General features: G+C 40.8%; 12 protein-coding genes, 1 tRNA gene and 1 pseudogene. 7 read left to right on the top strand and 7 right to left on the bottom strand.

Features of this window, described 5'->3' with window-relative positions; translation table 11 throughout:
- A pseudogene (locus I8751_RS00005) lies at positions 1 to 349 on the top strand (IS701 family transposase); the annotation flags it as partial.
- Between the two features lie 66 nt (positions 350 to 415).
- Here I8751_RS00005 and I8751_RS00010 read toward each other — a convergent pair.
- Together I8751_RS00010 and I8751_RS00015 are read right to left on the bottom strand one after the other, a co-directional pair.
- Positions 416 to 832, bottom strand: coding sequence for an alr0857 family protein (locus I8751_RS00010; protein ID WP_214437123.1), 417 nt, complete (start codon positions 830 to 832; stop codon positions 416 to 418).
- A 108-nt stretch (positions 833 to 940) separates the two neighbouring features.
- A complete protein-coding gene (locus I8751_RS00015; RefSeq protein WP_214437124.1) occupies positions 941 to 1,189 on the bottom strand; it encodes a hypothetical protein in 249 nt (82 codons plus the stop codon).
- A gap of 71 nt (positions 1,190 to 1,260) precedes the next feature.
- Here I8751_RS00015 and I8751_RS00020 point away from each other — a divergent pair, with 71 nt between their 5' ends.
- The 3 genes from I8751_RS00020 to I8751_RS00030 all read left to right on the top strand — a co-directional run bounded on the left by I8751_RS00020 (position 1,261) and on the right by I8751_RS00030 (position 4,929).
- Positions 1,261 to 1,596 carry a ribbon-helix-helix domain-containing protein gene (locus tag I8751_RS00020; RefSeq protein ID WP_214437125.1) on the top strand — a complete coding sequence of 112 codons (336 nt, stop codon included), beginning with the start codon at positions 1,261 to 1,263 and terminating at the stop codon, positions 1,594 to 1,596.
- A gap of 716 nt (positions 1,597 to 2,312) precedes the next feature.
- Positions 2,313 to 4,346 carry a sensor histidine kinase gene (locus I8751_RS00025; protein WP_214437126.1) on the top strand — a complete coding sequence of 678 codons (2,034 nt, stop codon included), beginning with the start codon at positions 2,313 to 2,315 and terminating at the stop codon, positions 4,344 to 4,346.
- A complete protein-coding gene (locus tag I8751_RS00030) occupies positions 4,339 to 4,929 on the top strand; it encodes an SRPBCC family protein (RefSeq protein WP_214437127.1) in 591 nt (196 codons plus the stop codon). Before I8751_RS00025 ends, I8751_RS00030 begins: the two co-directional genes overlap by 8 nt.
- 119 nt (positions 4,930 to 5,048) lie before the next feature.
- On the opposite strand, the gene I8751_RS00035 is transcribed toward I8751_RS00030, so the two are convergent.
- From I8751_RS00035 to I8751_RS00045, 3 genes are all read right to left on the bottom strand, one after another.
- Positions 5,049 to 5,121 (bottom strand) — tRNA-Glu (locus I8751_RS00035).
- Positions 5,122 to 5,318: 197 nt separating this feature from the next.
- Complete coding sequence (locus I8751_RS00040; RefSeq protein WP_214437128.1) at positions 5,319 to 7,163, bottom strand: peptidoglycan D,D-transpeptidase FtsI family protein; 1,845 nt, start codon at positions 7,161 to 7,163, stop codon at positions 5,319 to 5,321.
- 72 nt (positions 7,164 to 7,235) lie between these two features.
- Entirely contained in the window at positions 7,236 to 7,883 is a 648-nt protein-coding gene (locus tag I8751_RS00045; RefSeq protein WP_214437129.1) for a hypothetical protein, read from the bottom strand.
- Positions 7,884 to 8,396: 513 nt separating this feature from the next.
- Between I8751_RS00045 and I8751_RS00050 the strand changes: the two genes are divergently transcribed.
- From I8751_RS00050 to glgB, 3 genes are all read left to right on the top strand, one after another.
- Positions 8,397 to 8,564 carry a hypothetical protein gene (locus I8751_RS00050; protein WP_214437130.1) on the top strand — a complete coding sequence of 56 codons (168 nt, stop codon included), beginning with the start codon at positions 8,397 to 8,399 and terminating at the stop codon, positions 8,562 to 8,564.
- A 759-nt stretch (positions 8,565 to 9,323) separates the two neighbouring features.
- Entirely contained in the window at positions 9,324 to 9,638 is a 315-nt protein-coding gene (locus tag I8751_RS00055; RefSeq protein WP_214437131.1) for a hypothetical protein, read from the top strand.
- Between the two features lie 203 nt (positions 9,639 to 9,841).
- A complete protein-coding gene (gene glgB / locus I8751_RS00060; RefSeq protein ID WP_214437132.1) occupies positions 9,842 to 12,145 on the top strand; it encodes a 1,4-alpha-glucan branching enzyme in 2,304 nt (767 codons plus the stop codon).
- Positions 12,146 to 12,496: 351 nt separating this feature from the next.
- Here glgB and I8751_RS00065 read toward each other — a convergent pair whose 3' ends face one another.
- On the bottom strand, positions 12,497 to 13,126 hold the full coding sequence (locus I8751_RS00065; protein ID WP_214437133.1) for an HPF/RaiA family ribosome-associated protein: 630 nt from the start codon (positions 13,124 to 13,126) through the stop codon (positions 12,497 to 12,499).
- A 63-nt stretch (positions 13,127 to 13,189) separates the two neighbouring features.
- Positions 13,190 to 13,879, bottom strand: a complete 690-nt coding sequence (locus I8751_RS00070; protein ID WP_214437134.1) for a phosphoribosyltransferase — start codon at positions 13,877 to 13,879, stop codon at positions 13,190 to 13,192.
- Positions 13,880 to 14,048: the final 169 nt, after the last annotated feature.

Genomic DNA, 14,048 nt, shown 5'->3' on the forward strand with positions numbered 1-14,048 from the left:
CCGTTTCACTAATTTCCAACATATTGAGAGATGGTGGGAGATTATTTTTAGTGTTTATACGATGATTAGTTTAAATTCTCCAGTCTTCTTAGCCTTCAATCAATCTCGTCAACCTGAGACTGAGGCACAAGAAAATAGTCATGTTGATTTTTCTAATCATCAGCAATGGAATCATGAATCCGGGTGGAAGAATACTTTAAATAATCTGCGTCTCATTATCCAACCACTTTTACTATTTTGGTTAATTTATCCCTGGTTAAGTATTTTCCCTAATTCAAATTTGTTACTGGGATTTAATCATTTAATTGCAGCCATGAATCAATTTAAACCCTATTATGCTTCTGGATGATTTAGCTCCTGAACTACTTGCTTATTCCGGAAAGTGACAGAAGAGGGATATGTTTTTTTATGTAATTTATTCACTCATGACAGAAGCACATGCTTGAGCTTCCTGCCAAAGTTTGTGCAAACAGAACTCAGCGCGTGAAGCAAAGCTATTACTGTTATGCGAATCATTCATAGTGGTGACAAACACACCCACAACGTCCTCAGAACCATCCGATAACCAATAACCCTTCAGGCTAACTTCCACATACTCGTGATCACAAACACACAAGGCAATAATTTCACTATCGTCTCGCTTCACTTCATCTGTGAGCAAATCCACTCCTGGTAAATCAACAGGTAGCAAAAAGGAAGCAGTGCTGGGTTCAACGCACAAACTTTGTCCAACGCGTAGTGCCAAAATCACTCGCTGTGCCACCCATTCCTCTAGTGACTGAGTCAGATACTCTAAATAAAAGCTCCCTTCGGTATAAGTTAATTTCAGCATTCCTTATGCTCTCCTGTTATTCCAGGTTTGCTTGCACATCTTAATAAAAAACCCCGCTTCTTGTTTAGGTGAAGCAGGGGTTAGAAATTGACCAAAAGTTTTTTGGTCTTATATCGGTACAGTATTCTTTCGTCTGTACTTCCCGCTTCTTTTATCCAGTTGTGGTTTTACATGCAGCACACCAATGCTGAGATATCTAAAATCATAATTAACTTTTCTAATTTGCCGATGATCTCGGCTACCATCACCCATAAATAAAGACTCCACTTCCACAGCGACTGATTCCCAACTGGCTCGGCAATTGGTAGCACTAAAAAAAGTAGAGATGGGGTAAATGGATTTCACAGAAAATTTCACCTATTGAACATTCCTTTAAACATACTACACTTGTATTACTATCCTGTCTATACCTTTAAGGAGAAAAAATCATGCATACCATCGCTCGCACCCCAACTACCGACATGGAAGTTACCAGTATTCGCTTAGAGCGAGAACTTAAAGATAAACTCAAAGAGATAGCTGGCAATCAAGGGTATCAAGCTTTGATTCGAGATATCCTTTGGAATTACGTCCAGCAAAAGTCAGGTGAGTGGAAACCCAGATTTTCACGAGCCGATATTCGAGCTAGTATAGCGGCCACAGCTCAGCAAGAAGAACGTTGCGTACTCACAGGTCAACTAATTCTACCTCAACAACCGATGTTGTTAGGATTAACAAAGAACGGCGATATGGTTCCTCTCAGCGTCGAGAGTTTAAATGCATAGCCTTTAATTACGGTGAATGCAGCTCAGTTGCCTTCATTAGTAACTAGGCTGCATTCATGCTCTAAATCTAAATGCCACTTACAAAACTTATAAATTATGTAGTCATAATACTTAAATAAAGCTATTCTTAGCCGAGTAGTTACACTTAATGAAATTAAATTTAAGTGAATGATTGTAGGAAATGTAGCCTAATCAAGGATATCAAGCAAATTATGAGCATTCTATCTTGATTGATCAACTGCCCAAAACTCAATATTTACACTGAGACAATAATTTACTATTAGTTGAGAGTACTTAGAAGGATGGCTAGTATTTGAAGAATCTGTGCTAAAACTGAGACTCATTTTTATATTAGCACCAGTATTAGTGCGGGATTTTTTTTCCACTGTCGCCCCAATTCCAGAATAATTACGGTTTATGTATACTTACAGACAGGATATCCTAGTCCAAGTTAATAAAGTGAGTCTGCATAAATCGCTTACATGTAAGTCTAATCAAGCAATTTGATGTATTTAAAATATTTTAATACGTGTGTAAGGGTTTATCTAAAGCACTAGTATATTGGTGATTTTTATAGAAAAAGGCTACAACAGCTAAAAGAAAGTTTTAATAGAAAATTTTTAATTCATCAAGTGGAGCGATACCACTAAAACAGAAGAATATGCCAAAAACTTGGGTGCAAAAAAATGGGGTCATTATCTAAGAGGGTGCCAGTAATGAAAAAGCATTTATCACTGCCGTCACCATATCCAAATGACCTAGAGCAACTACAATCATACCCGGTCAAGCTGATGCAGCATCAGGAAGAACTAGCCCACCAGTTGACACAAAAGATTAACCACATTATTGCCAGTAGCCCAGCTACAGCGATAATGCTGCAAGAGATTGCTCAATTGTTAGGAGTTGCCTTCAAAGTAGATTGCTGCTGCTTAGTTACTGTGACGAGCGAAGTATCAGGCGAAGCTACTACTGCGAATTGGTGTTCTAATGAATATTTAGAGATGCCACACCCCAGTGAAATGTTCTCTATGGAACAGTTACTGATGGACTTACCAGTAGTACAATGTGCTGCTGAAACTTTGACTATAGAGGACATCTCCACAATTCAAAACAGTTTGGTAGTTGGATGTCAATATTTACCACTACCAATTAAAGCAGTTTTGGCAATTCCTGCTCGGTTTGGGGGCAAAAATAATGGCGTAATTAGTCTGATCAAATTCCAACCCTGTGATTGGAGTGAATCAGAAAAACAACTGTTAAAAGTGGTAGAGTCTTCTTGTGCGATCGCTTTTTCTCAGATAGCACAAGCACAGTTAATTGCCAGTCAACAGCAGTTTCTGGAAAAGACGAACCAACATCAAAATTTGATCAAGCAATTAACAATACTAAGTCGTACTAACTTGGAGTTAAATCAAATGCTCCAGTTAGCGATAGCTTCTACTGCCGAATCTCTTCAGGCAGATCGAGGCTTGCTCATCCTGCTGAAATATACAGATCCATTATTTAGGTTTCAACCGAAAAAGCAAATTCCCAATGCCAAAGCTACTGTTGTTGGTGAATGGAATCGTGAATCGTCAACCATCCGTCGCCATAAAATAGATAAATTAGAGCAGTCATTCTCCCTGTTAAATTGTGGTTTATGCCAGCGTGTGTTCACAGAAGTTGGAAAACCAGTCATCATCAATGACTATACAGCTCTTCCGGATACGTCAACATCTGCTCCATTGTTTGTAATTGAGGTGTTACCTGCGGTGTTGTTAGTACCATTAGAAAACCAAGGCAGGATTTTAGGATTTTTGGTGTTACAGCAAGCAGTAGCTCGCAATTGGCAACTAGCAGAATTAAATCTTGTGGAAATGGTCTGTGCCCAAGTAAGTAATGCCATAATTCAGTCACAGACATTGCGGCAAGTACAAACCCTGGTAGATGATCGCACGGCCAAGCTCAAAAGTAGTCTGGAACTCCAGGGAAAATTACATGAAAGAACACGGCAATATGTTGAGCAACTACGAGAACTTAACGAACTCAAAGATGAATTTCTCAGCAACATGAGCGATCGCTTGCGCTACCCTTTAACAAATATGCTGCTGTCAATCAAAAATTTACGGCTGCCGGGAATAGGCCCAGAGCGTCAGGTTAGATACTTGGATATTCTAGAGCAAGAATGTACTAAAGAAATTAACTTAATTAATGATTTGCTGACACTCCAGAAACTAGAGTCTCACCAAGAACCGCCGCAATTTGAAACTATTAATTTAAATCCGAAAATCCAGGAATTAAAGGTATCTTTTGATAAAAAGCTGGTAGATAAAGGGTTAAGCATAACGCTAGATTTGCCAGAGGAGCAGTTAAAATTACAAACCGAGCTAGATAGTTTTGACCGTATTCTACAAGAGTTGTTAACTAACGCTTGTAAATACTCAGAGCGTGAGAGTATTGTCCACTTGGAAGCTTTTCACCAAGTTGAGAAACAAATCGATCAAGTTATTATTAAGGTAACTAACATAGGGCGTGGCATATCTGAAGAAGAAGCGACCTATATTTTTGATCGGTTCCGTCGTGGTAAAGGTCGCTGGACACCAGGTACTGGCTTAGGACTGGCTTTAGTTAAGTCTTTAGTACAGCATCTAAATGGCGAGATCACGGTTGAGAGTGTTTCAATCTCAGATTCTCAGTTGAGCGAAATTTGCTTTACCCTGATACTGCCCCAATTTTCTGACGACAGCAAACTATATTCTGAAAGTGACTGAACAACACAACACTATAGACGATTTTGATCTCATCACCCCTGGTGAGGAAACAAGCCAAGAAGATTCTTTGACTGCTAATTTGGGTGAATTGCCAACTGTAGCAGTCAAAATTGAGAAAATAGCAGAACGACAACGGCAAATTACTGCTAATGTGCAAATTCCTCACCCTATTGAGCAAATTTGGAAGGTGCTTACAGATTACGAAGCCTTGGTTGATTTTATACCCAACCTTGCTAAAAGTCGCTTGCTTGAACATCCTAACGGTGGTATTCGACTTGAACAAATAGGCTCTCAGCGCTTACTCAATTTCAACTTTTGTGCGCGTGTGGTTTTAGATCTCGAAGAATGCTTCCCTAAAGCAATTAATTTTCAAATGGTAGAGGGAGATTTTAAAGGCTTTTCTGGTAGTTGGTGTCTAGAGCCTTATTTTTTTAGTGAGCATGTAGGAACAAATCTCTGTTATACCATCCAAATTTGGCCTAAACGGACTATACCAGTGGGTATTATTGAACGTCGCCTCAGCAATGACCTGCGGTTAAATCTTTTAGCTATTCACCAACGTGTGGAGCAGTTAGCCAATTAAAACTTTTAGAGCAAAATATTAAGTCTTTACTTGGGGAAAATTTATAACAAAAGCAAAGACTTAATAAAATACAAAGCCTGGCTCTTTTGTTACCAGACTTTGACTTTTTCTTATTTAAATACCCCCAGGGGAATTCGAATCCCCGTTACCTCCGTGAAAGGGAGGTGTCCTAGGCCTCTAGACGATGGGGGCATCAGACTCAGACCTTTTATAAGTTAACTAATTTTCTTCTTGATGTCAACAAATTCTGCAAAAAAAGTTTAGGAGGCAGCTAAGCTGTTGTTATTAGCGGGCGATCGCCAGTTAATATTCAAATAAGTTCTAGTTTTGAAATCGGAACTTCAGGAACACAGCGAAAAGGCAGATATTATTATCCTGTTGTCTGAGCTTTATGGAGCAGGATCAGTAAGCTGTTGATTGATTGGCTGAGTTGGTGGAATCTGTTCAATAGGAATCAGTGCTTCCATCACCGACTTAACAATTGGTGCAGCGACAGTAGAACCATAAGCATTTTCTCCTTTTGGTTCATCTGCCAATGCCAAAACTACATACCGGGGAGATTCCACGGGTAAAATTGCCACGAAGCTAGTGATTCTAGCACCCTTGATATAACCACCAGAAGGGCTAGCTTTTTGGGCTGTACCAGTTTTACCCCCAATGCGATATCCCGCAATTTGAGCCGATTTACCACTCCCTTCAGAAACAACAGTTTCCATCATTTCTACTACCTTTTGGGCAATTGCACTAGAAAAAATTTGACGTGGTGCAGGGCGAGCAGGTGAATAATGCATCTGCCCTTTACTATCAATTAGCCCCTGAACTACATGGGGCGTGACTAGTTTGCCACCATTAGCTAAGGCTCCGTGCAATTGCACCAACTGTAAAGCGGTCAGAGAAAAGCCTTGCCCAAAGGAGCTAGTTGCTGGTTCAATGGGTGAGCCAATAAATTCTTCTTGAGTTTTGAGGCGACCGCTAACTTCAAAAGGTAAATCTGTATCTACTTTTTGTCCTAGACCCAAACGCTCTAACCAGTTGTAGTATACTGAAGGGCGCAATCGCTGGATAATTTGCACCATGCCGACGTTGCTAGAGGTTTGAAGAATTTGAGCAATGTTAATTCGGCGATAACCATTGATCACAGCATTTTTGATGATCCGGTCAGCGACTTTAATAGTACCGGGATCATCAAATACATCATCTGGTTTAATGACACCATTTTCTAGAGCGATCGCCACATTCAAAGGCTTGAAAGTTGATCCTGGTTCATAAAGATCAGCTACTGTCCAATTTTTAAACAACGAAATATCTGCTTTCGAGTATTCATTGGGGTTATATGCAGGCTGAGAAACTAAAGCAAGTAGAGAACCATCCAAGGCATCCATCACGATTACCGCGCCGCGTTTCGCGCCAAACTTCTCCAATTGTTCTTTGAGAGCAATGCGAGCAGCCCTTTGTAGACGACTATCAATAGTCAGTTGTAATTGTAGGTCATCAAAATGCAAAAATCCTTCTGGTGCATGATCTGGCATCAAGGCCCCGTTACCCGCCCGACTCAGGCGCACCGTCTGCATAGAACGTTCTAATAACTTCTCTTGACTATATTCCACCCCTGCTTGACCACGACGGTCAATATTCACATAGCCCACCACATCAGCGGCTAAATCTTCTGTCGGATAAAATCGTGAGTATTTTTGAATTAACTCCAAGCCATTTAAACGCAATGTGCTGATGCGATCGGCACTTGCTTCTGGTAAGGCAGCAGCAAGTGTAATTCCACTTTTTCGGCTTTGAAAAGTTTTGACTAATTCAGCAGGGTTTTTGTCCAATATTGGGGCTAGTCGCTCTGCCATTTCTTCATTAGACTTTTCAAACAATTTGGGATGAGCAAAAACTGTATATACAGGACGGTCAATTGCCAACACATTTTTATTCCGATCCACCATTAGGCGGCGAGGCGTAAAAGGCCGCAAATTCACCATTTGTTGGTTTCGGGCCTTCTGCGTTAGCTTTGAACCTTGTATAATCTGTAGTCTGTATAAATTGATACTTAAACCCAAGCCTGCGGCAATTAATATGCCCCATGCTATTAACACTCTCGATTTGGTGTTTGGAGTCTGGTCTTGGGTCTTAGAGGCAGGTCTCTCTATCCCCTCTGGCCTGGAAGACTTTGGTCGTCTCGTAAATGGTGGCTGCCAAAAATTTCTCAATTTTGATCTGTTTGGTGACTTCTGCATTAAGTTCATCCGTTGTCTTTTGTCAGGAGTTAGAGTCTTGATGAAAACACTAATGATCCTTGACTCTCAACTTTAGTATCCTAGTGGCGAGGGAATATATTGTTGTGTTTCAGACTTTGGTGTTCCGTTAGAGGGCTTTGGATTAGAACCATGAGATGCTGGAGGTAAAAAAATTGTCTTTGCTGGAGTTGGGGACACTAATCCTGCGGTTGGTCGTTCTGCTTCCTCAGCCATTTTGTTAGTCAGAGTTGCGTTGGTTGTTGTTAGTTGTCGTTCATTACGTTGCAGATTTTGCAATCTGCGGTAATCTTGACCCCAAAGTTCTTGAGAATATACTGTCCAACCATAAACCACCAGAGTTGCTGCTACCAAAAAAAATGCCACAACTGAGGAATATTGATGTAAGTTGTACAGCCGCAGTAACCATAGAGGTGCTGCTTTAGAAGGAGATACTGTAGGTAGGGGGTGAGAGCCAGTCTCTAGCCTTTTCTGTGCCGTATTTGAATGCTCTTGGAGATTAGAAACTGTTCGCTTGCTCAGATCTTGTGTTCCACGGGTAGTAGGAAAGGATAATTTTTTTTCAGAACGCTGTTGTTTTAAAGAAGATAGAAATGAATTTTCAGTAGCGAGTGTAGATACACTACGTGTAGCTGAACCAAGACGCACAGAGCGCCGCTTCTCTACAGATGGGGTGTAATCTCGTTTGCGAGCAGCAGCCATAAGTTCTTTAGGATTATTAGAAGTAATGTATTTTAGACCAATTGTCTATTTTTGCTAAGGTTAAAATCGCCTTTTGGGTGATTAGGACTTAGACCACCTTTAATATTTCTGATAGGTAGCTGTAGCGATGTTTGCATCACTTGGTGATTACAAGCCTTGCAATCGGCGAACAGCTATTGGAAAACTGAGTTATTAGAGGTATTGCATCTAAGTATGGCAACGTCATACGACAATGGCCAAGAGTTTGCAAAAACTAAGACAATTTTTGGTATGATAGCTCGATTAGCCACCAATCTTGATCATCTACATTCGGTAACTAAGTTACTTTGTTCTCAGTTGGGAAGTCCAAGAAAGTAATCAGCCTAGTGCATAATAACTAAACTAAAAAAAATCATCCTAAAGTATTGCTTTTAAATATGTAATCGCAAGGCCTTTAAAAAAAAAGCAACAAATAGGTTATCTTATTCAACAGGCGAAATATTTTTAATGCCGCAATTTGGTGAAAGAGGAGTTATGAGAACAAAAATCCTTGGTTTGGCTTTAATGTTAAGTCTGGCAGCAATTGTCGGAGCCTGCGAAAATACTAACGAACCGGCTGGAACTACTACTCCAGCACCTGGTGAACCAGCTGACACAGGAGCTACTCCTCCTGTTACTCCTAGTCCAACTACAACACCCTAGTCGTGGTCTATCACGCCCAAAATTATGTTAGTGATGGAATCCATCACGGCGTAGCTTAAGGTAATTAATTTTGGGTGTGTCCATTTTATGCTTTTGTCAGTAGATAAAAGCCTTAAGCTTGCTAAAGCATTCGTTAATTTGGGGCTTTCAGGTATCAGGACACTTGTGAGAATGGTTATTACCGTAACTAAGTGTCCGCCTGTAATCATTGATTTGGGTAAATCTGAGCCACAACATAGCAAGTTGAGGCCAGAGCTTACTAAGCTAACCATTTGAGCTAGCTGGGACTACTGAGAATTTGTCAAAATTCATCATGGTTATTTATTGAAAATTGCTGTTGAACATTCTCTATTATTCCCCTTCCTTATGTGGAAAAATTACCTGATCATATAGTTTTGCCTAATTGTATTTAGAAGTTTACAGGCGATATATTTAGCAAAGTAGTCTGGTGTGAAGTCTAATAGATAGCATTTTTACGCTGACTTCACACAATTTTTAAATTATCTGGATATCATAACAAGATCAAAAAATAATAATTCCTGCTATTAGCTAACAACTAGCAACAAGCTAACGCTTAAATGCTAGAAAATTGATTGGATGAAAGCATTGGTATTACAGCTAAGTTTGTGTGCTATTGGGTTTGGCATTGGGAATGGCGAGAAATCAAGCGTAGTTGATTTTGTATATCATCATGTTGGTATCAGGTTTATAAAAGTTAAAAAATCTGTAATAGAGGACTCATAATTTCAAGGAATAGTGATGAAGCAGATAAGATTTTCTGTTTTGAGTATCAGCACTAGTATCTTGGTGTGGTTAAGCAGTCATTGGGGTACTGTAGTTATAGCGTTACCACCGCCAGAAGACATACCAGAAGAAATATTGCGGGCAGAGATTATTGTAGACGCGCGATCGCCTATTGATGGCAAGCCTCTAAATGCTGCCGAATACGCACAATTGCAAGAGCAGTTGCAAGTAAGTCCACCGCCTAAGCTAAGTGCCAATTTACGCCAGACTATTTACCTGATACGGATACGTAATGTTTTACGTCAGTTTTTCCCATTCTTAGATTTTTGACAAATTTTTCAACCCTCAATAGTCTATAGATATTTGCCTTATACTGTTTGTCCCTTTACTATTCGACTATCCCAGAAGGACTGATGACTCATTCTGATGTACGATAACTGTGGCGACAAAATTGCAAATAAATGTAAAGAATATATATAGATATTACACAGCAGATTTAGTTAATCCCTTTATACTTAGATGTAGGTAGCTTCATGTCCATGACCACGATTGCCCCTGAACAGGTTAACCGTATAGTAGGGAATCAACATCACGATCCCTTTGAAATATTAGGTTCTCATCCCATAGAACAAAATGGCAAAAATGTCTGGGTTGTGCGAGCCTACCTACCAAATGCCAGCGCTGTATGGGTAGTCCTTCCCGAACAACGACAGGAATACCCAATGCAAACCGTGCATCATCCCCACTTTTTTGAATGCACGATTGAAATAGCAGAATTAACAAACTACCAATTACGAATTAAAGAAGGAGAACATGAGCGTGTTACTTATGATCCTTACGCCTTTCGTTCCCCCCGTTTAACAGACTTTGATTTACACTTATTTTCTGAAGGAAATCATCACCGTATCTACGAAAAACTGGGAGCGCACCCTACAGAAATAGATGGTGTTAAGGGCGTTTATTTTGCCGTTTGGGCACCCAATGCTCGTAATGTTTCTTTACTGGGAGATTTCAACCTTTGGGATGGACGTAAACACCAGATGCGTAAAGGGCCCACAGGTGTTTGGGAATTATTTATTCCCGAAATTGGCGTAGGGGAGCATTACAAATACGAAATCAAAAATTTTGAAGGACACATTTACGAAAAATCCGATCCCTTCGGTTTTCAGCAAGAACCTCGCCCGAAAACAGCATCTATTGTCGCCGATTTAAATGCTTACGGTTGGGGTGATGAAGACTGGATGGAAAAGCGCCGTCATAGCGACCCCCTCACCCAACCAGTCTCGGTTTACGAAGTACATTTAGGTTCTTGGTTACACGCTTCTAGTACAGAACCATCTAAACTACCCAGTGGCGAAAACGAACCTGTAGTTACTGTTTCGGAATTAAATCCCGGCGCACGCTTCCTTACCTACCGGGAACTAGCTGATCGCCTTATTCCTTATGTTAAAGAATTAGGATACACCCATCTGGAACTGCTACCCATTGCAGAGCATCCCTTCGATGGGTCTTGGGGTTATCAAGTAACTGGGTACTTTGCCCCCACTTCGCGCTTTGGTACTGCCGAAGATTTTATGTACTTTGTCGACAAATGCCACCAGAACGGCATTGGCGTGATTGTAGATTGGGTTCCCGGTCACTTTCCCAAAGATGGTCATGGCTTAGCTTTCTTTGATGGTAGCCACCTATACGAACACGCTGACCCCCGCAAAGGCGAACACAAAGAATGGGGTACCTTAGTATTTAACTACAGTCGCCACGAAGTTAGGAATTTCTTAGTGGCAAATGCCCTCTTTTGGTTTGATAAATACCATATTGACGGAATTCGAGTTGATGCTGTCGCTTCCATGCTCTACAACGACTATTGTCGTAAACCAGGAGAATGGCTACCTAACCAGTATGGCGGTAGAGAAAACCTAGAAGCAGCAGAGTTCCTACGCCAGGTAAATCACATCATTTTCAGTTATTTCCCTGGTATTCTCTCAATCGCGGAAGAATCAACATCTTGGCCAATGGTATCTTGGCCTACCTACACAGGTGGACTGGGATTTAACTTGAAGTGGAATATGGGTTGGATGCACGATATGCTGGACTATTTCAGCATGGATCCCTGGTTCCGCCAGTTTCATCAGAACAACATTACCTTTAGTATGTGGTACAACCACAGCGAGAACTTCATGCTAGCACTGTCCCACGATGAAGTGGTACATGGCAAGAGTAATATCATCGGTAAAATGCCAGGAGATACATGGCAGAAGTTAGCTAATGTGCGTTGTTTGTTTGCATATATGTTTGCTCACCCAGGCAAAAAAACCATGTTTATGAGCATGGAGTTTGGACAGTGGAGCGAGTGGAATGTTTGGGCTGATTTGGAGTGGCGTTTATTGCAGTACGAGCCGCACCAACAGTTAAAAACATTTTTCCAAGATTTAAATTATCTCTACCGTTCTGAACCAGCCTTGTACACCCAAGATTTTGCGGAGCCAGGGTTTGAGTGGATTGACTGTAGCGACAACCGCCATAGTGTGGTTTCTTTCATCCGTCGAGACAAAGATTCTGATGGTTTCGTTGTCGTGATTTGCAACTTTACACCCCAACCTCATTCTCACTACCGTATAGGTGTCCCAGAACAGGGATTTTATACTGAGTTGTTTAATAGTGATGCTCGTCCTTATGGCGGTAGCAACATGGGCAACTTAGGTGGTAAATGGACAGATCAATGGTCACTCCACAATCATCCTTATTCGCTGGATTTGTGTCTACCTCCTTTGGGTGTGTTAATTCTCAAGTTGGATCAGAAGAAGACAGCTGAAGCTTTAGGATCTTTAGGATCTTAACCCTGTTCTGTCACTCTCGGAAAACAATAATCGAAGCAATATTCTGAAACTTTGATTGAGCCAAGCTTTGAGGCTTTATTTTCTAACAGTAACTAAAATTTATAGCCAAAACTTAGAAATTAAAGCCTCGAAAGGCTTTCAGCGATTGGGTTCTCCCAAAGTGATAAAAGAGGGTTAATGTAAAGGGTGGGACTATTCTATACCCACCCTTTTTTTGGTTGACATTATTGGAAAGTAAAATTTTAAAGTAAACGTCGCAGCTAGTTGATTCTTAAGGCTTAAGTGACTTATGATCGCTTATTCAAAACACACATTTATCCAGACAAGATTATTTTATGAACAACAGCGACTCTATTCCCTCCAGTCTAATGGCGGTTCAATTAAAGTCTGCTCTGAGTTACCAACGCGGACACCTGGTTTGTTAATAATTTTTACAGTGCTTGCTTGAGGCCCTTCCTCGCCCTGCTCCAAGGAAAAATGGACACCTGTACCGATTTCTAAGCGTTCAAAGTCGTCATGCAGCACACTATTGCAGTGGAAGTAAATTTCCCGGCCATCCAAGGTTTTCAAGAAGCCATAACCTTGGTCTCGAAATAATTTAGTGACAAGTGCGGTGGTTTCTTGAACTTCTTCATAACTCTTGGAGCGATCGCTTTCATGCTGCTGTTTGGTAAGCTTGAAAAGTTGCTGACGAGCTGCATTAAAAGCATCTCTGATCACTACATCCAGAGGTTCGTATTGGTTACTCTCTGACGGATTGCTTTCTGCTACAAGTTCATGACCAGGTGGTACGGTCATATCAATCCGGACACGGTAGGGAGATCCACTGCGGGGGCGATCGTGTGCCTTTTCAATCGCAATGTGACAGCTACTGATATAGTTGCAAATATGTTCTAACTTGGCAATTTTTTCATTAACTAAAGTATCAATCGCATTTGTTTTCTCTACATTGCGATATGTAATTTCTGGTGGAATTTTCATATTTTTGTCTAAATCCAAATAAGCAATCTGAAACAACTAAATTCCCAAACGCCAATTCTGGCATTATGTACTCAGGAATAGTAGTTGATAATTTTTTGCAGCTTTTATAAGTAGTCTGCAAACTTCATCATCCGTAGTTTGTGGAAAGATTTCGTACCAACGACCAACACTATAAAAAGGATTGGGTGTGGCGGCGCAAACAATATTTTCTACCTTACTTTTTAACTCTTGGTAAGTTTCGAGCGCAGCAACTGGTACAGCAATGATAATACGAGCAGGTTGTTGTTGACGCACTGCCATCACCGCAGCCCTCATGGTTGCACCTGTTGCTAAACCATCATCTACTAATATGACAGTACGTGCCCACAAATCTGGGAAGGGGCGACTATCTCGATAAAGCTGTTCTCGTCGCTCTAGCTCTTGTTGTTCTTGGACAGCAACTCTGGCTATTATCTCATCGGAGATATTTAGTTGATGCACAATATCTTCATTAAGTACTTGCACGCCACCAGATGTAAATTCCGTTTTAGGAAGCTTTGCTAACGCTCCCATTGCCAGTTCCTTATCATCAGGCACACCTAGCTTGCGAACTACAAGCACATCCAAACTAGCATTCAATGCTTTAGCAACTTCAAAGGCAACGGGTACACCACCCCTAGGTAGAGCTAACACCAACACATCTGGGCGATTAGCATAAGTTACTAGCTGCCCAGCCAAAAATTGACCTGCCGCTGTTCGGTCTTGAAATAGCATGGTGTTAAGCTCCTAATTGTTGTCTCAGAAAATCAGTTTTTAAGTATTAACGTGCATTTAATCCTTGGCTTTCTGCCTTAAACACGGAATTTGAGAACAAATATTGTTGACTTTACCTAGCTTTTGAGCTTTATCTTTATAATATTGATCATAGAAACCTAAACATTAC

It is taken from the genome of Atlanticothrix silvestris CENA357, from assembly GCF_016056295.1.
GTDB classification, from domain to species: Bacteria; Cyanobacteriota; Cyanobacteriia; order Cyanobacteriales; family Nostocaceae; genus Atlanticothrix; species Atlanticothrix silvestris.

What these genes read in the sequence shown, in the direction of transcription:
- I8751_RS00055 (WP_214437131.1), top strand. Translation starts at nt 9,324, where the DNA reads ATGAAGCAGATAAGATTTTCTGTTTTGAGTATCAGCACTAGTATCTTG.
- I8751_RS00065 (WP_214437133.1), bottom strand. Translation starts at nt 13,126, where the DNA reads ATGAAAATTCCACCAGAAATTACATATCGCAATGTAGAGAAAACAAAT.
- glgB (WP_214437132.1), top strand. Translation starts at nt 9,842, where the DNA reads ATGTCCATGACCACGATTGCCCCTGAACAGGTTAACCGTATAGTAGGG.
- I8751_RS00040 (WP_214437128.1), bottom strand. Translation starts at nt 7,163, where the DNA reads ATGCAGAAGTCACCAAACAGATCAAAATTGAGAAATTTTTGGCAGCCA.
- I8751_RS00020 (WP_214437125.1), top strand. Translation starts at nt 1,261, where the DNA reads ATGCATACCATCGCTCGCACCCCAACTACCGACATGGAAGTTACCAGT.
- I8751_RS00010 (WP_214437123.1), bottom strand. Translation starts at nt 832, where the DNA reads ATGCTGAAATTAACTTATACCGAAGGGAGCTTTTATTTAGAGTATCTG.
- I8751_RS00045 (WP_214437129.1), bottom strand. Translation starts at nt 7,883, where the DNA reads ATGGCTGCTGCTCGCAAACGAGATTACACCCCATCTGTAGAGAAGCGG.
- I8751_RS00050 (WP_214437130.1), top strand. Translation starts at nt 8,397, where the DNA reads ATGAGAACAAAAATCCTTGGTTTGGCTTTAATGTTAAGTCTGGCAGCA.
- I8751_RS00070 (WP_214437134.1), bottom strand. Translation starts at nt 13,879, where the DNA reads ATGCTATTTCAAGACCGAACAGCGGCAGGTCAATTTTTGGCTGGGCAG.
- I8751_RS00025 (WP_214437126.1), top strand. Translation starts at nt 2,313, where the DNA reads ATGAAAAAGCATTTATCACTGCCGTCACCATATCCAAATGACCTAGAG.